19 protein-coding genes are annotated in these 22,409 nt (G+C 41.1%); 11 read left to right on the top strand and 8 right to left on the bottom strand.

Annotation, left to right across the window (positions count from 1 at the left end; all coding sequences use genetic code 11):
- From EWE74_RS10115 to EWE74_RS10080, 8 genes are all read right to left on the bottom strand, one after another.
- Positions 1-912 carry a relaxase/mobilization nuclease domain-containing protein gene (locus EWE74_RS10115; protein WP_130141432.1) on the bottom strand — a complete coding sequence of 304 codons (912 nt, stop codon included), beginning with the start codon at positions 910-912 and terminating at the stop codon, positions 1-3.
- Positions 893-1,255: a plasmid mobilization protein gene (locus EWE74_RS10110; RefSeq protein WP_130141431.1), complete on the bottom strand. Its 363-nt coding sequence runs from the start codon at positions 1,253-1,255 to the stop codon at positions 893-895. Before EWE74_RS10110 ends, EWE74_RS10115 begins: the two co-directional genes overlap by 20 nt.
- A 70-nt stretch (positions 1,256-1,325) precedes the next feature.
- Positions 1,326-2,279 (bottom strand): toprim domain-containing protein, encoded by a 954-nt coding sequence (locus EWE74_RS10105; protein WP_130141430.1) that lies wholly within the window; start codon positions 2,277-2,279, stop codon positions 1,326-1,328.
- A 70-nt stretch (positions 2,280-2,349) separates the two neighbouring features.
- On the bottom strand, positions 2,350-3,399 hold the full coding sequence (locus EWE74_RS10100) for an AAA family ATPase (protein WP_239018619.1): 1,050 nt from the start codon (positions 3,397-3,399) through the stop codon (positions 2,350-2,352).
- Positions 3,396-3,695: a helix-turn-helix domain-containing protein gene (locus tag EWE74_RS10095; protein WP_099372537.1), complete on the bottom strand. Its 300-nt coding sequence runs from the start codon at positions 3,693-3,695 to the stop codon at positions 3,396-3,398. Before EWE74_RS10095 ends, EWE74_RS10100 begins: the two co-directional genes overlap by 4 nt.
- Before the next feature lie 164 nt (positions 3,696-3,859).
- Positions 3,860-4,762 carry a hypothetical protein gene (locus EWE74_RS10090; protein WP_130141429.1) on the bottom strand — a complete coding sequence of 301 codons (903 nt, stop codon included), beginning with the start codon at positions 4,760-4,762 and terminating at the stop codon, positions 3,860-3,862.
- 3 nt (positions 4,763-4,765) lie between these two features.
- Positions 4,766-6,097: a site-specific integrase gene (locus EWE74_RS10085; protein WP_130141428.1), complete on the bottom strand. Its 1,332-nt coding sequence runs from the start codon at positions 6,095-6,097 to the stop codon at positions 4,766-4,768.
- Positions 6,098-6,469: 372 nt separating this feature from the next.
- Positions 6,470-7,054 carry a porin family protein gene (locus tag EWE74_RS10080; protein ID WP_239018618.1) on the bottom strand — a complete coding sequence of 195 codons (585 nt, stop codon included), beginning with the start codon at positions 7,052-7,054 and terminating at the stop codon, positions 6,470-6,472.
- Between the two features lie 226 nt (positions 7,055-7,280).
- Between EWE74_RS10080 and EWE74_RS10075 the strand changes: the two genes are divergently transcribed.
- The 11 genes from EWE74_RS10075 (at position 7,281) to EWE74_RS10020 (ending at position 22,382) form a co-directional block, all read left to right on the top strand.
- Positions 7,281-7,811 (top strand): RNA polymerase sigma-70 factor, encoded by a 531-nt coding sequence (locus EWE74_RS10075; protein ID WP_130141427.1) that lies wholly within the window; start codon positions 7,281-7,283, stop codon positions 7,809-7,811.
- On the top strand, positions 7,808-8,737 hold the full coding sequence (locus EWE74_RS10070) for a FecR domain-containing protein (protein ID WP_130141426.1): 930 nt from the start codon (positions 7,808-7,810) through the stop codon (positions 8,735-8,737). Before EWE74_RS10075 ends, EWE74_RS10070 begins: the two co-directional genes overlap by 4 nt.
- Positions 8,738-8,891: 154 nt before the next feature.
- A complete protein-coding gene (locus EWE74_RS10065; RefSeq protein WP_130141425.1) occupies positions 8,892-10,481 on the top strand; it encodes a peptidase associated/transthyretin-like domain-containing protein in 1,590 nt (529 codons plus the stop codon).
- A 159-nt stretch (positions 10,482-10,640) separates the two neighbouring features.
- A complete protein-coding gene (locus EWE74_RS10060) occupies positions 10,641-11,204 on the top strand; it encodes a YeeE/YedE family protein (protein WP_130141424.1) in 564 nt (187 codons plus the stop codon).
- A 15-nt stretch (positions 11,205-11,219) separates the two neighbouring features.
- The gene (locus tag EWE74_RS10055) at positions 11,220-11,711 is read left to right on the top strand and encodes a YeeE/YedE family protein (protein ID WP_130141423.1); all 492 of its coding nucleotides are present in this window, start codon (positions 11,220-11,222) and stop codon (positions 11,709-11,711) included.
- Positions 11,712-11,774: 63 nt separating this feature from the next.
- Positions 11,775-12,233 (top strand): immunoglobulin-like domain-containing protein, encoded by a 459-nt coding sequence (locus EWE74_RS10050; RefSeq protein WP_130141422.1) that lies wholly within the window; start codon positions 11,775-11,777, stop codon positions 12,231-12,233.
- Between the two features lie 515 nt (positions 12,234-12,748).
- The gene (locus EWE74_RS10040) at positions 12,749-15,778 is read left to right on the top strand and encodes a glycosyltransferase family 117 protein (RefSeq protein WP_130141421.1); all 3,030 of its coding nucleotides are present in this window, start codon (positions 12,749-12,751) and stop codon (positions 15,776-15,778) included.
- A 50-nt stretch (positions 15,779-15,828) separates the two neighbouring features.
- Positions 15,829-16,374 (top strand): bifunctional pyr operon transcriptional regulator/uracil phosphoribosyltransferase PyrR, encoded by a 546-nt coding sequence (gene pyrR, locus EWE74_RS10035; protein ID WP_130141420.1) that lies wholly within the window; start codon positions 15,829-15,831, stop codon positions 16,372-16,374.
- Between the two features lie 22 nt (positions 16,375-16,396).
- Positions 16,397-17,335 carry an aspartate carbamoyltransferase catalytic subunit gene (locus EWE74_RS10030; protein WP_130141419.1) on the top strand — a complete coding sequence of 313 codons (939 nt, stop codon included), beginning with the start codon at positions 16,397-16,399 and terminating at the stop codon, positions 17,333-17,335.
- A 262-nt stretch (positions 17,336-17,597) separates the two neighbouring features.
- Positions 17,598-20,627: a tetratricopeptide repeat protein gene (locus EWE74_RS10025; protein ID WP_130141418.1), complete on the top strand. Its 3,030-nt coding sequence runs from the start codon at positions 17,598-17,600 to the stop codon at positions 20,625-20,627.
- Positions 20,628-20,642: 15 nt separating this feature from the next.
- Complete coding sequence (locus EWE74_RS10020) at positions 20,643-22,382, top strand: porin family protein (protein ID WP_130141417.1); 1,740 nt, start codon at positions 20,643-20,645, stop codon at positions 22,380-22,382.
- The last annotated feature ends 27 nt before the right edge of the window (positions 22,383-22,409 follow it).

Genomic DNA, 22,409 nt, shown 5'->3' with positions numbered 1-22,409 from the left:
TTAACGTCTTAATCTGTAATTTTCTTTCTTTTTTCTCTTTTTGATACATGGATCTTCCTGCTCCGGTACAATTTCAGGTATCGAAAACAAAGCGGATGCTAAGTAACCGATGGTCTCCCCCATATTGGTAGCCATCGACCGGTCTGTCGAAACATCGCTCTCCATACCGTGATTTTGTTCCATAACGTTATCGATCCCATTCAATGCCCTGTCGATCTGTACATAGCTCAATGAGCGGTCAATAGCCGATCCACGAAATGTCTGTCCGTTTTTGCTGAATGAAATTCCCTGAACCTCATCCGTCCCCGATCTGTATTTAAACTGCAATTCCACACCTCTATAGCGGATATAGCTCTTTAGTTCCGACCAGTTCCTGCTGTTGCGGATACCCGCCTTTACGGCATCGTAAATCTGGTATCTTGTCCTGTCGTTGCCTTTAAGCCGTCCCCTGTTGACGTTCTTTTTGCCCTCGGACTGCTTAAAGCCATACAGCGCATTCAGTTCCTTGCATGCCTTGAAGCTCTTGTACCGCTGATTGCTATTGGATATGGTCTTGCCATAATCGTTCACCCGGTTGTAAATGATATGGATGTGGTCGTGCTGACGGTCGTGATGTCTGACCATCAGGCACTGTGTATCCCTGATGCCCATTTTGGAAAGGTAGCGTTTAGCAGATGATACCATGATATCGTTGCTCAGCATATTCTTATCTGCCGTATTCCACGAGAGGATAATGTGTCCCACGGCTTTGCCCAATCTGGGGTTCAGCATCCGCTGAAAATTGAAATCCTGTACAATGGTCTTTGCCGAATCCCTCCGCAATCCCTCCGAATGGATGACCTCGCTGTCTTTCTTTAATACATATCCCACGCATCCCCCAAATGACCGCCCCTCAATTATCTTCGCTATCATGGTGCAATAGTTTATCGATACAATGGTTGATATGGCTGATCGTATCCCGACATTCCCGTGCCACCTCAAACAGCCCTGTCTGGTGTGCCTTTTTCGTCAGCTGGTTGAGGTTGTTCGAAGCCCCTGTGACAGCCCTTAGTGCCTTAATCTGCTCTTCGTTAAACCTCGGTACGATCTTTCGCATGATGGCACTTTTGCGTACCCATTCTGATTTGCTCATGCCTGCGGTCCGTGCGTTCTGCAGAACCCGCTTATGTTCCGTTTCATCGAAACGGACATTGATCCTGAACTTCTTTTTATTTTCGAGCGTGGGTCTTCCGCCTTTCTTCCTTGTGTCTTTCATGATGTTCTTTTTTAGCTGTGACCATCGGGAGCCAATAGGTTTTGGGGTCACCAAAACACAACCTTGCTCCCTACCTATTCGATAGTTTTCTGCCGATGTGGCGATTTCCGGTTTTGGTGTCGGATAGACCATGCACCAGATAATCATTCACGTCTTTTATCAGACTGTTCCTGCGCTGTAGTTCCTGCATTCCGTTTTTAAGTTCGTGTGTTTTTCCAAAGCGGATTTCCAAGTTCCTGTACGCCTTTGTTCCCGATCCGTCCGTGTCCAGATAGCTGACGATATTTTTGTGCCGTTCCAAAAAAGGGAATGACCTTTTCAGGTTCGCGGTGGTGTTCAGGATGCAATAATCTGTACTCGGAAACGGTCGGTCTGTAATCTTTCTTAGGGTCAAAAAAGAAAGCCAGTCCATAAACCCCTCGAACAGGATAACCCTGTCGCTTCCGTTGTCTACGGTGGTGATGTCCTTTGTCATTAACGAACGTTTGTCATAGGGATTGCGCAGTTCAAACCCTCCTGAATCATTGGCAGAGCATACGGCAAAATACGTCTGCCCGTTTGCCGTCCGGTAATAGATTTCCTTGCAGAAAGCCCTGGCAATATCGGGGTCGATCTTACGCTCATTGGACAGGTAGCCGAGCAATGCTTTGTTTTCAAGCGGTTTTACGGATAGTATCGTGTAGCCTGTATCTTTTTCTGTCTGTACGGCGTGCCGACTATCCAGAACGGTCTGCTGTTGAAAAGAAAGGATATTTTTTCTTTCATCAGCCCACTCCAAGACTTTTGCGAGTTCGGACGTGCCTAAGAACTTCATCAGGAAATCAATGTTGTTCCCACCGACACCCTCGGAATGGGAGTACCATATATTCCGGTGTACGTCCACCTTTGTCGATGCCGTCCGTTCATCCCCTCCGTTAAAGGGGTTCTTAAACCATGCTTCCCTGCTGTTTATCTTGGCGCACGGAATCTGTAAATGCTGTAATATGGATATGAGCGGTATTCGCTTTAATTCTTCACATGTCATATTCTTGATTTTTAGAGAGGTTTAGTTTAGTCTATCTATATATAGGGGCAGACTAAACTAAACCTGTTTTTCAGTAATAAAACTCGGGGTTGAACCGATAGGTCTTGTCATTCTTTACAATCATCCTTTTGTTTTCAAGGAACGTCTTTAGCTGTTTTGCCTTGTTCGTTCCGAAATTGAACCCATGTGCCAAATACCCCTCCTGTAGCTTGCTCACGAAGTCGCCATAACTACACGTTATTTCTCCGTCAGTGAACAACGCCTGTAACACCTCTCGGTGATTATCGGCAGACAGTTCCTGATAATCGAAGCCTTTCCTTGCTTTGGGGATTGCCATTTCCATATTCTCTTCCAGTCGGGGCAAACCGTCCTCGATATAGAATGCGAACGGCTCAAATTCGATGTCACGGATAAACTTCGGCGATACGATGCTGTAATTTGCATCCAGATCGTTTTTGCTTATCTGTAGGACAGTTTCTGCCTTGTTGTTGATTTCCGTTCCCAGATGCCCCCGTGTATTGTCATCGCCTTTGTTGAGGTGCAGGACAACGTGGATATGTACATTGAGTTCCTGTGACCATTTCATGAGCTTACCCGTTATTTCGGTGGCTTCGGTGGCATTGTTGATGTCAAAGACAAGGTCACGGATGCCGTCAATGACAACCAGTCCGATCTTGCCTGCGTACTTGAAAAGTGCGTATTCGATGATATTGATACGCTCTTTGGTAGGGTACTCCCGCAGAGCGATAAAATTCAGGTTCTCGTGGACTTCGGTCGTTGGATAACCTATGAGCTTATACACTCTTGAAAGAAGCCTGTGGCAATGGTATTTCCCTTGCTCGGTATCGCAGTACAGTACCATTGGGCGGTTGCGTGGCACGTCCACCCTGTACTGTAATATCTGCTTTCCGCTCAATGCCGATGCGATCAACGAAATGACATTGAATGTTTTTCTGCTCTTTGCCTTTCCCGTAGAGGCACTGAAATTCCCGAGTGTTCCGATGACGGAATTCGAACTGCATATCTTTATCATGATGGGTGGCTCTAAAAATTTATCTGTAATCCTGACCAGTGAGCGGTCGAAAGCTTCAACGGTCTCCTGCTTGAACAGCATCATCATTTACCTCCCCTGTTATGGTTGAAGTTCGTCATGGATGCCATAACGTCTTCTTTGTTGAAGTAAATGCGTTTTCCCATACGCCTGTACGGAATGCGTCCCTGCTTCATCCATTCGGTCAGGCTCACAAGTGAAATATCCAGTTCGTCCGCCATTTCCTTTTTGGTCAACAGTTTCGCTGTCTGTGGTTTCTGTGGATTGTCAGCCGTCTTCTTGACGTCCGTAATGAAAAGGTGCAGTTCCTCCCTTACGGCATCCTTGATGCAGTCTTTGAGGGCTTTTTGGTCGAGTAAAATCATAGTTTGCTCATGTTTATCAATGTAAGAATATCGAAGTCGTGGCCACTTTCTCCGAGTGAGTTAACATGGGCAAAGTTGGGAAGTACACAAATCAAAAATCCCCTCAAAATTAATTTTGAGGGGATTTTTGATTTGCAAATTACTGAAAAACAGACATGTGTGTTTTACGTATATATTCTGTTAGATTCTTTAATATTGAAATATTTACTCCTGTTTTTTGATTTGAGCATCTCTTTTCCCAAGTTGTCCTTAAAGTAATCAAGTATCGTATCATAGCTAAGTAGTTGACGGTTGTCTTCTTTGCTGTTTGTGCGAGACAACGTGAAATAGTTATGGATCAATCTTGCCCATAATTCAGGCTTTGCCGATAGGAAATTATTATCTGTTCTGGGAACTTTTAAGTCTCTCAATTGCATGAAAAGGTCAATTAATAGTTTTTGGTCTCCGTTCAAAATTGCAATCCTATATTCCGGAGCAACATTTTTCAATTGATCCTGCAAATCCTTTACGGTTGACTGTTCTTTTTCCAAAAGTACCTCCAATTCATTTTTCCTCTCAATGATCCGTTGATATTCTATAAAAAACTGGTCAGAACCCCTCTCGTCAAACAAGAATTTGGACAATACGGATTTTGTGTCGTTGGTATTCTGCCAGTTCATTATTTCCTGCACATAGGAGACGGACTGCCGTAAACGTTCTTCGTTGGTCACCGTCAGACCCCATCTGTCCACCTCTTTAAGAGCTTCCCGAAATCTGGTCAATTTGTGTATCCTTGTCTTAGATCGTGTATTGTAGTAGTATAACGTTTCCCGTGATTTCCTGTCCTTATCGACAATTTCCAGTACTTTTGCTAAAAACGTTTCTTCATTGCCGTCAGGGTTGCCTGCAAGGTAGTACTTTTTATGGTGTTGATAGAAAGGGATATATTCCTGTTCGGTTATGTTAAATATCCGCATGACAAAATACCCCGAAATGTGGATAGGATTCATATTGAACAACGGTCCTATATCAAATCTGTTCTTTCGTTTTCTCCATGTTTTTCTCAACTTAAAGTATTTTTCGTCCATAACTCAAAATTTATTTAGTGCATCGATTAGCGAGTCCGTGCTTGCCGATTCATATTTCATTAAAGTCCGTATATCGGAATGTGCCGTCAGTTTCTGTACAAGTGTAATCGGTACGTTCCTGCTCAATAGATTTGTGACCATTGACCGCCTACCGACATGGCTCGATAGAAAGTCGTACTTCTTTTTTTCTATCACCAGTTTTTGCTTGCCCGAATACCTCGTTATCTTTATGGTATCGTTCAGCCCTGCCAGTTTTCCGACCGTTTTAATATATTCATTGAACTTCTGGTTCGATATTTTGGGTATTTTGTAACCGATACGTTCCAGAATATCCTTTGCGGGGGCGATGTACCCCTCAAATGGTACGATTACCCTTTTCTTGACCTTGATCGAAATAAAGTCCCAAGCATTGTTCCTGATGTCCTTTGGATCAAAGTTGATCAGATCCTCAAACCTCTGTCCCGTGTAGCACAATAGACAGAACAGATCCCGTACCCTTTCCAGGCTGGGCTTGTTCGAAAGATCATGGTTCAGTATCTTCTCTATTTCCTTTTCAGACAGCGCAATGATTTCGTTATATGCTTTCTTTTTAAAATTTGTTTTCTGTGTCTTAAAAACATCGGGATGCACTAAATAATCATTGTCGTTGCACCACTTTAGAAATACCTTTAACGTGGATATGTACTTGTGTATGGTATCATTCAGCAAACCTGTCTTATCATCATCGTTCGTGTTCTTTTTCTTGCTTAAAAATACCTCAAACTGATCGAGAAATTTACCGTCCATTTCCCTAAGGATAAGTTTTGTTCCCTTATGCTTCTCAAAATCCTCCAACCCCTTAAAGACTGTCCGGTATTCTTTTATCGTACCCTCTTTGACAAAATTGGATTTGTAGGAAAGGAACTGGGTTTTTAGGTGGGAAATGGATATTTCGCTGTTGACGGCATTGTCCCTGTCGATACAGTCTTGTACAATCTGTTTATAATCCTCTTTGGAAAGAAACTGGTTTTTGTCTTTTTTGCGCATTGCTTCCCTTGTACAGCTGTTTGCAAGGTTGTTCAATTCGACATTGAACTCCAATGCACCGCTGACACTTGGCTTCATACGCTCCTTTTCAAAATCCCAGTTCTTGGACAGTATCTTGTAGTTGGTTCTGTATTTTATCCTGCAGGACTTATCCGGTGAAAAGAAAAGATACAGCGCAGTCGGGGATGGATTCCAGAACTTGGGCGCAAAATTCTTCTTTTTTCCGCCAACCTTAGCCAGTTCCTGCTTGATCTTTTCAGGGGCAACGTTGGGATTATAGGGCTTATCTAAATAAAAATTCACTTTCATATTTCTCGGACATATTTCGGACAGAAATGCTTAATATTACCATATTTTACCTTTGTAAAGATAGGTAAAGTTAGGAATTAATTTTTATAAACACCTAATAATCAGAATAAAATAAGAAAAGTAAAAGTAGGGTATGATAATGGTTCGAATCCTGCCACCCCGACAAAAAAGCTCGACAAAAGTCGGGCTTTTTTTGTTTTAGATAGAAAAAGCCATAACAGACATCATAGAAAGTGAATAATTATTTGTTGACGAAACTAGAGAGACCTATTGGATGATTATTTTAAGGTGAGCGTTTTTAGATAAGATAAAGCTTTCCTCAAATGAAGAAAGCTCTATAATGAAATCTGTCCCTGACAGATACTTTGCAACCTAAAACTTATATCCGACAGATAAGCCAACTATTCGATCTCGACTATCAAGAGCTTTACTCGTTTTGTTAACCGAGTGATTATATCGAAGATCTATCATAAAACGATTGATATCGGTTCCGATGTTCACGACACCGTCATAAGTAAACGTATTGAAATTTGTGTTATTAGTGGCGTTAACTTTTTTTAGGTTGTAGTTTACCTGAGGTCCTACCGAAGCTCTCAAATTCATTTGTTCGGTTTCGACAATTTTGTATCCCAATTGGATAGGTAAATTCAATTGATAGAATGTTGGGTTGTGGTTCTGCTGTTGGAAAGCATACTTCGATTTAAAAGTGGAAAAGCTTAATTCTCCCTGCAAATAGAGCTTTTCAGAAGTTCGGGCAAAAACTCCCGCTTGTATACCAAACTTCGATTCAGAATTACTAACCGCTTTATTGCCATAGCTTGGCATGTTGTATAGAGCGCCCACCTTTAAGCCGTATGTTATGTCCTGGGCATCTGCTGTTAGCTGTAAGCCAAGACATAATGTGGAAATCATCAATCCGTACTTGACTTGTTTTTGAATTTTTCGCGTTTTTTTCATTTTGTGATTACGTTTAAGATTTAATGTTATCTATCCTATTGTTTTAGAACTATGACAGTTTATTCCAGCCATACCCTTACCGGAAATGAAAAAAATAAATAAAAAAGGCTTTGTCTATTTTTGTTTCAATGGAAAAGCAACGTGGTAAAAATAAAAGGTGAAAATTTTTAAGGGTGGAAGTCAATTTGATTGTCTTCATAAATAGTAGTGCATTCAGGATACAACTATGCTGTTAGATAAAGAGAAAAAATTTGAAGAAGTTTTCAGGACTCATTTTAGAGAACTGCATCGATATGCTTTTAAGATATTAGGAGATGCTGATACGGCTGAAGAAACTGTTCAGCAGGTTTTTTTGAGACTGTGGGAAAAAGATTGGCAACGAGGTATCCATACTTCTGTCCGTTCCTACCTATACCGTGCAGTATATAATGAAAGTGTAAATCTTATCAAACGAGAACAAATAAAAATGAGATATGAAATAGATCAGCAGCATAGAGGTGATTATACCTGCGCCCAACAAAGTGACGCCGAATTGCGGAAACAGCTGCATATGGCACTGTCCCAATTGCCTGAAAAAAGTCGAATGGTGTTCGAGATGAGCCGGTTTCAGGAGTTGAAATACCAAGAAATAGCCGAGATGCTGACGTTGTCGTTGAAAACGGTGGAAGGCCATATGACTAAAGCATTGAAACACTTGCGGCATCATCTTGCAGATTATTTAAATGTGTTGACCTTAATCATCATGATAGGATTATGAAAGAACTATTAATAAAATACATCGTCGGAGAAGCTGATCATCAAGAGCGTCTTTTGGTGGAAACTTGGGCTGCTGAACATAGCGACAATAAAAAGGAATTGGAGGAAATGAAAAGAGTATGGGATATTGGAGAAGAACGTAAACAGGTTCCTGAAATAGATGTTGACAAGGCTTGGTCAGATTTTGTTCGGATGCGTGACAATAGAAAACGAAATCACCTGAATTGGATACGCGTGGCAGCATCGCTATTGTTGTTCGGAGCATTTGTTTTTTGGGGACTCCAATCTATATTGCGTGTAGAAAAGAAATTAAAAACGGATATGCAAGTTCAGCATGTTGGACTACCAGATGGGAGTACAGTACATCTAAATACGCGCGCGGAAATGATTTATCGAAAAGACTGGCTTGGGAAAGATCGGAGGGTTCGATTGTTTGCCGGAGAAGTCTTTTTTGACGTGAAAAAAGACCCAGATAATCCTTTTGTTATCGAAAGTGGTAAAAGTAAAATCACAGTGTTGGGAACAAGCTTTCATGTTCGGCGTGACGGAATGGATACAGAGGTCATTGTCGCAAGTGGTGCTGTACAAGTCGCCTATAACAAACAGAAAATCGTTTTAAAGCCGAATCAGATGATCGTCGTTTCAGATACTTCTGATCAGAAGGTTCGTATTGACACCGTGCCGGATCAGCTTTATCGGTATTATGTCCATCAGGAATTTACATTTGAGAACACACCTTTGCCGCGAGTTTTCGAAATCTTAGGGAAAGCTTATCAAAAAAAGTTTTTGATTGAGGATCCAGAAGTAAAGAATCTAACCTATACAGCAACATTCGAACAGCAGAATCTAACGGAAATTATAGATGTAATTCTGAAAACGTTCGACTTAAAAATGAGTAAAAAAGATGACGTCTATTACATTAATTAAGCGCCTCGTGTCTATGTATAATAACTTTAATAACCATTTGAAAATCATCCTATATATAATCCGTAAATCTAAACTTTTTGCACTAGTTGCATTAATTATAATTTTCAACTGTTTACCTGCTTGCAGCCAAAATATACTTTCAGGCCATATACAAGTGCCAAAATTCGACGGTGCGAGTATAAGAGAAGTTTTTGAAGTGCTGAAACATAATCAGTCGATATTGTTTTCTTACGACAGTAAGTTACTGGATTTAGATAAAGAAGTTTATGTAGATCGTTATCAAGGTTTGTTAGTAGATTATTTAGAACAACTGCTTGGGACACAATATAGTTTTAAAGAGACCAATTCGCATGTTATTATAAGATATGCGCCGCAACGGATGGACATAAGCACGGTTGAATTGGATACGATCAAAAATAATAGAACAAGGATTTCGGGTTATGTCAAGAATATCCGTACAGACGTGCCTGTTAGTTTTGCGACCGTGTATGACCGGACAACATATCAGACCGCTACGCTCACCAATAAGCGTGGCTATTTTGAATTGGACGTCAAGCATCCAGAGACTACTTTTACAATAGCCTTGAGTAAAGAAAATTACCGTGATACAATGCTTGTCTTATTGCTTCCGGTAGAGGTTGCATATGTAGGGAAGGAGAGGAAAACAGGATATTACTATGCTTCTGATTCCAGTAAGATGATTTCAAATACCATGTTTGGTAGGTTTTTTACAAGTTCTAGGCAACGGGTACAAAACCTCAACTTAGGAGGCTTCTTTGTGTATAGTCCTTTTCAGGTATCGATGACTCCTGGGTTGAGTACACATGGTCTTTTTAATTCACAGGTGGTTAATAAATTCTCCTTAAATATCATAGGTGGATATACCGCTGGTGTAACGGGAACGGAACTTGCGGGAGCCTTTAATGTCAATCAGTTTAATATGCATGGTGTTCAATTTGCAGGTTTATTTAACGTGGTTGGAGGAAATGTTGAAGGATTGCAGGCTGCGGGAATTAGCAATGTTAGTTTGAATAAGCTTTCCGGTATACAATTGGCAGGAGCATGGAACAGTGCAGATACGCTCGTTTCGGGAATGCAACTGACAGGTGGAATCAATCTGGCTAACCATGCGGCAAAGAATATACAATTGGCCGGCGTGATGAATTTAACGAAGGGTGAGGTGGGAAACCAATTTGCAGGCGGCATTAATGTAGCCAAAAAGGTGCATGGCGTCCAGCTTGCTGTTCTTAATATTGCAGATAGTAGTGATTACCCTATAGGGGTATTTAACTGGATCAGAAATGGTTCTCGTCAACTTTCATTAGGAGTCGATGAAAGCAAGTTTGTTAATTTGAGTCTCAGAAGTGGTGGACGGGTGATGTATAGTGTTTTAGCTATAGGGACCTATGTAAACGACTACAACGTTAAGTATGGTGTTGAAGCGGGCATTGGGGCGCATCTCGTACATAAACCACGGTTTATGTTGTCAACAGAACTGGTTCATCGGACTCATTTTGATAAACACGTTAGGTATGTGGATCCCAATAGAAGTTCATTACGTCTTATTCCTGCAGTCAACTTGAACCGGTATCTTCAAGTATATGCAGCGCCATCATTTACCTATGCGGAAGCGATTGATCGCGAACCCGGAACTAAAGGGGTGATATGGAAATTTTGGGGAGCCGATCGGAAAAGAAATACTTTTCATGGTGGTGGAACGATTGGGTTGACTTATCTTTTCTAGCGTCACATAACTTTGCATCACCTTTAAATGTTCTAATGTATTCATTATTTCCGGTATACTGCTAAGCAAAAAAATAACACTATGTAACCAATGTGACAAATCAGATATGTTAATTTGTATAGATTTGTATGTGGAAACATTTACATAAAAAAAGCAAATATGTTGGATTTTTTGAGACAACCGTGGCCCTGGTATATTGCGGGGCCAATGATTGGGCTGACGGTGCCTGCATTGCTCCTATTGGGTAATAAATCTTTTGGAATCAGCTCCTCCCTCCGTCACATTTGTGCCGCCTGTATGCCGGCGAAAATACCGTTTTTTCATTACGATTGGAAAAAGGAAACATGGAACCTATTCTTTGTTTTCGGTATTTTCCTTGGCGGAATACTGGCAACAGTATTTTTGGCGAACCCACAACCTATGGAGGTAAATCCGGCATTAACCGATGAGTTGGCGGGCTACGGTATTACCAATTACAATAACCTTATCCCAGAGGAAGTCATTAATTGGCATGCGCTGTTTAGCCCGCGAGGGTTTATATTGATCGTTGTAGGGGGCTTTCTGGTGGGATTCGGTACCCGATATGCTGGTGGCTGTACCAGTGGACATTCTATAATGGGATTGTCGAATTTACAGTGGCCGTCATTTGTTGCCACGATATGCTTCATGATAGGTGGATTCGTGATGGCAAACTGGATTTTGCCCTATATACTTTCACTTTAAAAAGCAAAAAACAAGATGAACAATACCAATACAAACGCAGAAAAAAAATCGCAGACTACAATGTGTGTCGGCGAAAGTCAGTTGAATCGTAAGTGGTATGCTAACCTCCAATATCTTTTTGTTGGAATGATTTTCGGTTTACTGTTTGTTAAATCGGAAGTCATCAGCTGGTTCCGTATACAGGAGATGTTCCGTCTGCAATCGTTTCATATGTATGGAATTATTGGTAGTGCTGTTGTCGTAGGGATGCTCTCTGTTTGGTTGATCAAAAAGTTAGACGTGAAAACAATTCATGGAGAGAAAATTACCATTTCGCCAAAGAAATTTAACAAAGGTCAGGTATACGGAGGATTGATTTTTGGTTTCGGCTGGGCGATAACCGGAGCTTGTCCCGGGCCATTGTTTGCACAGATTGGTACAGGCGCATCCGTCATTGCCGTAACCCTGCTATGTGCGGTGGCTGGAACATGGGTATATGGCTATTTTAGAGAAAGATTGCCCCATTAGTAATAATCTTAATCTTTACAACGCTCAATTTTGAGGGTTTCTGTTTTCGGATAAAAAAACAGTATGAAAAAAATTATTTTATTTATCATCTCGGCAACTTTTATATCAAGTGGCACGCCAATACAAGAGGATGCCGTGACCTTATCGGTGAAACCAAATTTAGTTAAGCTCTCCGAACTCCCCGAGACAGTAGAAGTAACCATGACAAATAATACGCGAGAAACCATATCGGCGGGATTACATTATTGGATTGAACGTTATGAGAATAAGGAGTGGATAAACGTGTCGCCCGAGCAAGCTTTCGAGGATATAGGTTATAACTTCTCACCATCGGTTTTTTATACCTATGAAAAAAGCCTTTTCACCGAAGAAATTGATTACAAAGTCGGGAAATACAGAATTGTGAAGTATTACCTAAAATCTGATTATCAAGAAACAAAAGAAGAATTTCGAGTCTATGCCGAGTTTGAAGTTGCTTTTCCAACAGACAGCATTGGTAACCAGAAAGTTTTTGAACCATGATAAGAAGGCTTCATCCAAACATATTTTCATACAAGAGTCGTTATGATTTTCGGTGTGCAGCACATTTTAGGGATGCATTTTATGTAGCGCTTGGTTGACGATTTAATATGCTTGATGAAATATTTGGACTTTCATAAATCAAGGTGTTAGAAACAAAAAAAGAGCGCAAAATCTGCGCTCTTTTTTGTTGTCCCACCTGGATTCGAACCAAGACTAAATGAACCAAAATCACTTGTACTACCCTTATACTATGGGACAAACATTTGTCGAAACAGCTTGTTTCCGTTTTGACGATGCAAATATACGTCAGTTTTTAAAACTTACAAAAAAAAATATCCAAAATCCTATATCCAGACTGATTCTCAATGAAATATTTTTTAGATGAGGCACGATACCTTGCCTCTTGGCATTATTGTTTTTAACAAACTTCGTTAAAATGTGCAAATAATATTTAATAGTCGGTTAGTATTCCTTATTTTCGGAGCGTATTTTAGAATAACCTTATCTAGTATAGAATGGATTACAAGAAGATCAATAACCTTTTGGGATGGATATGTGCAGTCATCGCGACGGTAGTATATGTCATGACGGTTGAACGTACGGTGAGTTGGTGGGATTGTGGTGAATTTATTGCCTCCGCTTATAAAATGCAGATTGTACACCAGCCCGGTGCACCGCTGTTTTTGATGATACAGAATCTCTTTTCTAACTTAGCCATGGGAGACACCGCCCGGATCGCTTTTTGGATGAATATCGGGTCGACTGTATGTAGCGGGCTGACGATTCTCTTTTTGTTTTGGACCATTACAGCCTTGGCGCGGAAGATATTTGTCGGTACATCAGGTGACGCGGAACTTAGTTCTTCTCAGTTATTTATGGTGATGGCTTCCGGCGTAGTAGGTGCGCTTGCATATGCTTTTACGGATACTTTTTGGTTCTCTGCGGTTGAATCTGAAGTATATGCCATGTCTTCCTTGTGCACGGCCGTTGTTTTCTGGGCAATATTGAAGTGGGAAGCACGAGCAAATGAACCCCAAGCAGATAAGTGGCTCATCCTCATTGCGTATGTGATGGGATTGTCTATTGGTGTGCATTTGCTGAACTTGTTGGTTATCCCTGCTATCGCCTTGGTTATTTATTTCCGGAAAACAAAAGAAAGTAGTGGGGCGGGAATTTTAAAGGCATTGGCGATAGGGGTAGTTGTGTTAGGCTTTATCCTCTGGGGTGTTATTCAATATTCCGTTAAGTTTGCGGCGTATTTTGACTTGTTTTTTGTGAACACGCTAGGCTTAGGTTTTGGATCCGGACTTGCTTTCTTTATTATACTACTCGTTGGCGGATTGATCTACGGGATCTATTATTCCGTTAAAAAGAAGAAGTATGTCTTAAATATAGCCATGATTAGTACGGCTTTTATTATTTTGGGATACAGTTCTTTCGCCATGATTATGATCCGGGCAAAAGCGAATCCGACGTTGAATAATAGCGATCCAGATAATGCGTTTTCATTTCTTAGCTATTTGAACAGGGAACAATACGGTGATGAACCACTTTTTAAAGGTAAGTTCTTTGATGCCCGCCCGACGGGGGTAGAAGATGGTAAAAAAGTATACCGAAAAGACGGTGATAAATATGTCGTTGCTAAACGTAATCCGGTATATACCTACGATAGGGAAACGATTTTTCCTCGAATTTATAGTGACAAAGGGGGGCACGCCGAATATTATCGTGAATATTTGGGATTAGGACCTGATGAAACGCCTACATTTGCCGATAATCTGAAGTTCTTCTTTGGCTACCAGATAGGACACATGTACGGACGATATTTCTTGTGGAATTTTGCAGGTCGCCAAAATGACCAACAAGGACATGGCTCGTTTACCGAAGGGAATTGGATCAGTGGTATTAAGCCAATCGACAATATGCTGGTTGGCGGACAGGATACACTGCCTACCTCGGCGAAAACAGACCCCTCTCGTAATACTTATTTCTTCCTTCCGCTTATCTTGGGGTTATTGGGAGCTTTCTGGCATTTTGGTAGGCGGCAGCGTGACGCTGGTGTCGTGGGGTTACTATTTTTCTTTACCGGTATTGCCATCGTATTGTACCTGAACCAAAACCCATTGCAGCCTCGGGAGCGAGACTATGCTTATGCGGGTTCTTTTTATGCCTTCAGTATCTGGATAGGCTTAGGCGTCTTGGCGATTGCAGACTTTTTCCGAAAAAAGACAAACGTAAAGGTTGCAGGGTATGCCGCAGCAATCATCGGCGTATTAGCAGGTCCAGTCATTCTGATCGCGCAAAATTATAACGATCACAACCGTTCGGAGAAATCCCTCGCCCGGGACATGGCTCGAAATTATCTGGAATCCTGTGCCCCCAATGCGATTCTATTCAGTTATGGCGATAACGACACCTATCCACTATGGTATGTGCAAGAGGTGGAAGGTTTTCGTACAGATGTGCGCGTTGTCAATTTGAGTTTGCTTAGTGCCGATTGGTATATGAAACAGATGATGAAGAAAGTCAATGATGCCGACGCATTACCGATCAATATTGATCCCGAATTGATTAAAGATGGCGTGCGTGATGTCATTTATTATCAAGATTATAATATTCCGGGATATGTTCCTGTACAAGACCTCTTAAAAGTAATGTTATCCGACAATCCACAGAATAAGGCGCAATTGCAAAGCGGTGAGTTCGTCAATGTATTGCCGACCAAGAAAATGGAATTGACGGTGGATAGACAAGCGGTACTAGCCCATAATGTTGTTCCTAAAGAATGGGAAAGTAATATTGTGGATACGATGCGTTGGACATACAGCCAGAACTATGCAAGCCGAGCCGAGCTTTCTATGTTGGCGATTCTAGCGAACAACAATTGGGAACGCCCCATATATTATACGATTACGACGCCAGAAAGCAACTATATGGGATTGGATAGGTATTTAGTGAATGAAGGCTTTGCTTATCGTTTGATGCCGGTAGATTTCGGATTGCAGGAGGGAGATCCTTCGACGATTGAGAACATAGACCAGATATATGACAATGTAATGAATAAGTTTTCATGGGGTAATATTGGAAATGCGTCGTATATTGATCCGGACTCCTATCGCTATATCAGTATGTATGTGGGCTCTATATATGGTCAGTCGGCCCAGCAATTACTGTCGGCAGAGGAGAAAGACAAAGCGAAAAATTTGGTGTTGAACGCTTACGAAAATATGCCAAAAAGGGCTTATCTAATGTCGGAGGTAATGGGGTATGTGCCGTTGCTAAGTGCTATGTATGAGGTGGGTGAATCGGCAAAGGCAAATGAAATTACACAGCGAAACCTAACATTTATCCGGGAGAATATGGCTTATTACGAATCGGTAGCACAAACGAAGTCTAATCTGGAATATCGGAATATGCGTTTCGGTTTGGCATCGATTCAGCGCTATAAACAACTATTGGATGAAGTCAACCAGCCCGAATTGCAAAAACAAGTCGATGCATTATTCAATATGTACAGGCATTATTTTGAACAAGCTGGCGAATAAAAAGAGGAAAAGCACAAAAAATACGTTATTTTTGCTTAAATATTCCCAAAATGAAGCAATCTATTTTATTAGAAGGAGCTAAATTTCAGATAACAATCAAGCGTCTGTGTCAACAACTGATTGAGAATCACTGCGATTTTTCCAATGCTGTGCTCATCGGAATCCAACCGCGTGGTACCTATTTGGCAAAACGTATCCAAAAGGAACTTAAAGCGATGACCGGTGTAGAGGTTCAGCTCGGTATTCTAGACATTACGTTTTATCGGGATGATTTTCGAATGAAAGGTGCTAATCCGTTGATTGCAAATAGTACCGATATCGACTTTATGGTCGATGATAAAGAGGTTATTTTGATTGACGATGTGCTCTGGACCGGGCGAACGATTCGTTCCGCTATGGATGCGATACAGGCTTTCGGTAGACCGGGGAAAATGGAACTCCTTGTGCTTGTCGATCGTCGTTTTTCGCGCCAAATACCTATTCAGCCTGATTATATTGGCATACAGGTAGATTCTATAGATTCACAAAAGGTAATTGTGAGCTGGCAGGATATTGACGAGGCGGATAGTATCGTGCTGATTACAGACAAGAAATAAAGCGACAGAAAATTTTCATAACATGTCAACTACAATAGAGCAACTAAGTACAAGACATCTTCTAGGAATAAAGGATTTGAATGAAAATGATATTCAACTTATCCTGGATACAGCAGCAAATTTTAAGGAAGTATTAAATCGACCCATAAAGAAAGTGCCTTCCCTAAGGGATATTACCATAGCAAATGTGTTTTTCGAAAATTCTACGCGTACACGTCTGTCTTTTGAACTCGCGGAAAAACGCCTTTCTGCAGATACCATCAACTTTGCCGCTTCTTCTTCCTCGGTTAGTAAAGGCGAAACCCTGATTGATACGATCAATAATATTTTAGCCATGAAAGTCGATATGATTGTCATGCGTCACCCTTATGCCGGAGCTGGTGTTTTTTTGAGTAAACACATCGATGCACAGATTGTCAACGCCGGAGATGGGGCTCATGAGCACCCTACGCAGGCGTTACTTGATTCTTTTTCTATTCGGGAACGATTTGGTGATGTTGCGGGACGGAAAGTGGCCATCATTGGTGATATACTGCATTCCCGTGTAGCGTTGTCAAATATTCTCTGCTTACAAAAACAGGGTGCGGAGGTTATGGTGTGCGGGCCGACAACGCTTATTCCGAAATATATCGGTTCACTAGGCGTTAAGGTAGAACATAATTTACGTAAAGCTTTGCAGTGGTGTGATGTTGCGAATATGCTACGTATACAGCTAGAGCGGCAAGATATAGGTTATTTTCCGTCTTTACGGGAATATACGATGCTTTATGGCCTTAATAAAGAAATATTAGATTCGCTAGACAAGGAGATTACAATTATGCACCCGGGACCCATTAATAGGGGAGTGGAGATTACGTCGGATGTGGCGGATAGTAAACATTCTATTATCTTGGAACAGGTCGAAAACGGAGTAGCTGTACGTATGGCTGTTCTTTATCTGCTTGCCGGACAGAGAGGGTAAATTGAGTGAAGAGTGGTGAGTGGAGAATAATGGGTTTGTGATCAAAAAAAGTTAAAAAATAGCGATATGCTCGGCTTTTAGAAGTTGGGCATATTTTTTGGGTAAAAAGTTCGTTATAAATGCATGGTTACCAACAGATGTTAAGAACTTTTGAGGAAAACGTGAAAGTTTAGTTATAATTTAGTATCCTGAAGAATTGAGCCTTGAGGTGAGGCGTTTTCATGTATAATGCGAAGATTTAGTTGTTGAATAATTCATCAGTATGAATAAGAAAATTTATGGTGTAGGAGTGGCATTGAGTTTAATGGGGGCTACTGCGTTTGGACAACAAACGGCCTGGCAACAGATAAACAATGCGTACAAATCCGGAATGGAGTTGTTTGAAAGAGGGAAATTTAGCTCTGCAGCAAAGCAGTTTGATCGAGTCGAAGACATCCGGACTAAATCTACCTTGCAACTGGACGAGACGGAGGAGCTGACCTTAATCAAAGAAAATGTTCGCTTTTATCAGGCCATCTGTGCGCTTGAGTTAGGCGATACCAATGCCGAATCCCGTTTCTTGAAATATATTAAAGATTATCCGGCAAGCGCGAATTCTAAAGCAGCCTATTTTCAGATTGGTCGGTCATATTACGCAAAAAAAGATTATACCAAGGCCATCGAATGGTTTGAGAAGATTGATAGTAAAAACCTCGCGGGAGCGGAGAATGTAGAGTATCGTTTTAAACTAGCTTACGCAAAATTTATGACCGATGATTATGAGGCTTCCAAACCCCTTTTTGAGCGATTGAAAGATGAAAGCGGTTCGTATCAGGAAGCATCTATTTACTACTATGCTTATTTGTCTTATTTAGACGCAGAATATAAAACGGCCCTCAATGAGTTTGAGCGATTAGAGGGTTCGAAGACTTATGAGAATAGTTATCCTTATTATATCACGGCACTGTATTTCTTGGATAAGCGCTACGATGATGTCTTAAATTATGCGCTGCCGATTCTAGATCGTACCAAGCAAGAGAACGAAACGGAGCTTTTCCGTATTGTGGCAGCGACTTATTTTATCAAAGGAGATTTAGAAAAATCAAAAAACTATTACGATAAATTTCAAGCCCAAGATCAAGGCAAAACACAAAATAACCAAGATAGCTATCAGATAGGTTATATTGCCTATAGGTTGAAAGACTATGAAAAAGCGATCACTGAATTGGAGAAATTGAGCGAGCCAGATGCCTATTACCAGAGCGCTATGATTACCCTGGGAGATGCTTTTTTGAAAACCGGAAATAAGCAAAGTGCACGTAACGCTTTCTTTCGGGCTTCAAAGCTGGATTTTGATCCTGAGCTTAAAGAAGAGGGACTTTTTAATTACGCCAAGTTGTCTTATGAATTGGAATTTCACCAGGTGGCCTTGGACGCAACGCAGGAGTACCTTGATACATACCCACGTTCTGCACGTTTGGAAGAAGCAAAAACCTTATTGGCGGAGGTATTATTGAGCACAAAAAACTACCGTGCGGCAGTAGATATTTTGGAGAGTATCGGAAAACGCGGTCGGGAGGCAAATGCGGCCTATCAGAAGGTAACATATTATCGTGGCTTGGAATTCTACAATGAACGTGCTTTTGAGAATGCTATATCTATGTTCATGCGTTCTGAAGCTAACCGGTATGATGAAGAGATATATGCATTGGCGTTATATTGGAAAGCAGAAGCGATGTACGAAGTGCGTAAATATGGGGAGGCAGTAGGAAATTTCAATAAGTTCATGCAACTGCCGGCAGCTCGTAAAACCGATGTTTATAGCTACGCGAATTATGCACTAGCTTATGCTGCGTTTCGTAACGATCGTTATAATACGGCCGCTAATTATTTTGAACGCTTCTTGGCAACCGGAGGTAAAGATGGCATAGAATTGAACACACGCAACGATGCTATTGCCCGCTTGGCCGACTCTTATTTCGGTATGAAGAACTACGGTAGGGCTATGGAGCAATATAACCGCTTGATTAATTCGAATGCCGCAAGCCAAGATTATGCCTTATTCCAAAGAGGAATTATACAGGGGTTGCAAGGCGATAATAATGCAAAAATCGCTACATTAAATTCTGTTATCCAAAAATATCCTAAATCAAATTATGCGGACGACGTGGCTTTTGAAATTCCCTATACTTATTTCTTAATGGGAGACCATGACCGTGCAATTGGTGGCTTACAGCAGATGGTGGAAGATTACCCGCGTAGTAGCTACGTACCGAGGGCATTGGTTACGATTGGATTAGTTCAGTATAATAAAAATGATAACGATGCGGCATTAAAGACTTTTCAGCGTGTAGTAGACCAATATGCTATAACGGATGAGGCACAACAAGCCATGCGTTCTATCGAGAATATTTACCTGGATAAAGGAGATGCTACCGGCTATATTCGCTATGCAACGAGTACAAATATCGGTGATCTAAGCACAGCGGAACAAGACGGACATACTTTTAGCGTCGCAAAAACACTATTTGATAGAGGTAACTATCAGGGAGCCGTAGAAGCTATCAACGCCTATTTTGATAAATTTCCAAAACCCATTCAGGAGAAACATGCACGATTTATCCGAGGAGAAAGTTATGCCCGGCTAGGCAAAGACAGTGAAGCGCTTCATGATTTTAATATTATTATGAACGACTGGACGAGTGCTTATACCGAGCAAACACTGGTCAGTGTTGCCCGGCTACATTTGAAGAAGAAGGCCTATAACGAGGCTGTGCAGGTATTAAGGAAATTAGAATTAACGTCCGAGTATAAGTCGAATTACGGTTTTGCCATCAATAACCAGTTGATGGCCTACTATCATATAGGCGATTATGTGGAAACGCAGAACTATGCGAAATTGGTGAAGGAACACGATAAATCTTCCGAAGAAGATATCGCCTTGGCACATCTTTATGCTGGCAAAGCGTATGTCGCGACCAACAAACCTGCAGATGCACTTAAAGAATTTAATCTAGCGGCATTAAAGAGTAATACAATTACTGGAGCAGAAGCAAGATACCGTGTGGCGGAACAACAGTTGAAATCGAAGCAATATGATAAAGCAATCGAATCCGCATTTGATATTGCCAATACCTTTTCGTCTTATGATTATTGGGTAGCAAAAGGATTTATCTTGATGGCAGATGCATACGCTGGCAAAGGAGATAACTTCCAAGCGAAATCAACATTGGAAAGTGTAATCGATAATTATGATAATCAAGAGGACGATGTGCTAAAAGAAGCCAAGTCTCGTTTACAAAAATTGAAATAATAAGCATAGGTGAGAATGATGAACTTGCATAAAACAGTATTTGGGAAGTACGCCATCACGGCGTTATTACTTGGTATAGGTGTGGAGGGATATGCACAGGGGCGGGATACCGTTCCTGATAGACCGGTAACGGTCGATTCTTTTGATATCGTCCGTGATTATAGACCTATTCTTGCAGATGCGGTTAAAATTCGCCGCAGTCCGGATATGACAAACAAGCGCAGCTATATGCCGAAACTGTCCTATGGAAATATACCTGACAAAAAGTTGGATATTAACACGGGATTAAAAGAACTAAATGTGCAGGAAACACCTTTTTCGCAAGCACAAGATCTACGAAGTAATTATGTGAAGTTTGGTCTCGGAAATTTCAACACCATTTTGGGTGAAGGCTATTTCTCTTATGATGAATATGAGGATATGCAGGTAGGCGGTTTCCTGAAACATTTAAGTCAAAAAGGAAGTCTGGAAGGACAAAAGTTTTCTCGTCAAGAAGTGGGGGTATTCGGCAAGCGAATTCTACCTTTATTTACGGTAGATGGTTTAGTCGGCTATAACCGTTATGCCACCAACTTTTACGGAATACCCTTGGCAAATGACGGCATGACGACCTTGAACCCGTCACCGGAGAGCCAGGCATTCAACGATATCTACTTTACTGGTGAGTTGACTAGTAATTACGACCCGAATGACGATCAAGCATTAAGCTATTCCGCAAAGTTGGATGCTTATTCGTTTAGTGATAAGTTTGACGCGAAGGAAACGTCTGTTGCGTTATCTGCTTATTTAAACAAGCGTGTAAGTGCTTTTAACATTGGCGCGAATGTGAGTGTGGATGTCAACAGTGTAGATGGGACTAACAATGTGGCTAATGGGGGAAGAACAAAGAATTCTCTAGCCATTTTAAATCCTTATATCCGTTTTAAAGGAGATAATTACGCTATTACGTTAGGCGCTAATTTTATTCCTGAATTTGGTGATAGTACCAGCTTCAATATTTTTCCGTCCGCGGAAGTGGACTTTGCATTGGCTCCCGAATATTTCCATATTTTTGGAGGGGTAAATGGTGGTGTGAAAAAGGCTTCTTACCGGGAATTTGCCAGACAAAATCCGTTCTTAGGACCTAACTTAGCTATTCAGAATATGGTAGAGCGTTTACACGTCTTTGGAGGGATTAAAGGCAATGCAGGGGCTACATTCGGATATAAGGTAAAAGCGATATATAGGCAATTGGAAGGGATGCCTTTGTTTGTTAACAATATGGGGACTCCTTTTCAGTTTGATATAGTATATGACGGCGATGGCGATAAAGCGGTAAAACATGTGGGGATAGAGGGAGAACTTAATGTACGCCTTTCCGAACTCGTAAATTTGGGCGGTCGACTGAATATTGACCAATATACGACTGCACAACAAGAAGAGGCTTGGCACACACCAAAGCTACGGTTGGCCGCAAATGCACGATTTAATATTTCGGAGAAATTATATATAGATGCAGAAGCGTTATTCCACGGTGTTTCCTATGGAAAAACCTTTGATTACGATGCAGGTACAGGTACCGTAATTTCGGCAGATTATTACAGAAAAGAAGTACCTTCTTTTTTCGACTTGAGTGCTGGAGCAGAATATAAGGCAACCAAACAGCTGGGACTCTTTGTGAAAGCAAATAATATGTTCAATACCGAATATCAAACATATTTATATTATCCGAAGCTCGGATTTAACGTGCTCGGCGGTTTAAATTTTTCATTTTAAGCGCAGAACATTATAACTTTGTAAGTT

The sequence above is a fragment of the Sphingobacterium corticibacterium genome (assembly GCF_004208525.1).
In the GTDB taxonomy this organism is placed as follows: domain Bacteria; phylum Bacteroidota; class Bacteroidia; order Sphingobacteriales; family Sphingobacteriaceae; genus Sphingobacterium; species Sphingobacterium corticibacterium.
The sequence above is the reverse complement of the archived record's forward strand: the minus strand, read 5'-3'. Positions and strand labels throughout refer to the sequence as shown.

Bases quoted from the DNA above. Each gene is read 5' to 3' on its own strand.
- EWE74_RS10105 (WP_130141430.1), bottom strand. From the start codon at position 2,279: ATGACATGTGAAGAATTAAAGCGAATACCGCTCATATCCATATTACAG.
- EWE74_RS10115 (WP_130141432.1), bottom strand. From the start codon at position 912: ATGATAGCGAAGATAATTGAGGGGCGGTCATTTGGGGGATGCGTGGGA.
- EWE74_RS10040 (WP_130141421.1), top strand. From the start codon at position 12,749: ATGGATTACAAGAAGATCAATAACCTTTTGGGATGGATATGTGCAGTC.
- EWE74_RS10080 (WP_239018618.1), bottom strand. From the start codon at position 7,054: ATGAAAAAAACGCGAAAAATTCAAAAACAAGTCAAGTACGGATTGATG.
- EWE74_RS10050 (WP_130141422.1), top strand. From the start codon at position 11,775: ATGAAAAAAATTATTTTATTTATCATCTCGGCAACTTTTATATCAAGT.
- pyrR (WP_130141420.1), top strand. From the start codon at position 15,829: ATGAAGCAATCTATTTTATTAGAAGGAGCTAAATTTCAGATAACAATC.
- EWE74_RS10055 (WP_130141423.1), top strand. From the start codon at position 11,220: ATGAACAATACCAATACAAACGCAGAAAAAAAATCGCAGACTACAATG.
- EWE74_RS10030 (WP_130141419.1), top strand. From the start codon at position 16,397: ATGTCAACTACAATAGAGCAACTAAGTACAAGACATCTTCTAGGAATA.
- EWE74_RS10110 (WP_130141431.1), bottom strand. From the start codon at position 1,255: ATGAAAGACACAAGGAAGAAAGGCGGAAGACCCACGCTCGAAAATAAA.
- EWE74_RS10020 (WP_130141417.1), top strand. From the start codon at position 20,643: ATGATGAACTTGCATAAAACAGTATTTGGGAAGTACGCCATCACGGCG.
- EWE74_RS10060 (WP_130141424.1), top strand. From the start codon at position 10,641: ATGTTGGATTTTTTGAGACAACCGTGGCCCTGGTATATTGCGGGGCCA.
- EWE74_RS10085 (WP_130141428.1), bottom strand. From the start codon at position 6,097: ATGAAAGTGAATTTTTATTTAGATAAGCCCTATAATCCCAACGTTGCC.
- EWE74_RS10090 (WP_130141429.1), bottom strand. From the start codon at position 4,762: ATGGACGAAAAATACTTTAAGTTGAGAAAAACATGGAGAAAACGAAAG.
- EWE74_RS10075 (WP_130141427.1), top strand. From the start codon at position 7,281: ATGCTGTTAGATAAAGAGAAAAAATTTGAAGAAGTTTTCAGGACTCAT.
- EWE74_RS10095 (WP_099372537.1), bottom strand. From the start codon at position 3,695: ATGATTTTACTCGACCAAAAAGCCCTCAAAGACTGCATCAAGGATGCC.
- EWE74_RS10100 (WP_239018619.1), bottom strand. From the start codon at position 3,399: ATGATGATGCTGTTCAAGCAGGAGACCGTTGAAGCTTTCGACCGCTCA.
- EWE74_RS10025 (WP_130141418.1), top strand. From the start codon at position 17,598: ATGAATAAGAAAATTTATGGTGTAGGAGTGGCATTGAGTTTAATGGGG.
- EWE74_RS10070 (WP_130141426.1), top strand. From the start codon at position 7,808: ATGAAAGAACTATTAATAAAATACATCGTCGGAGAAGCTGATCATCAA.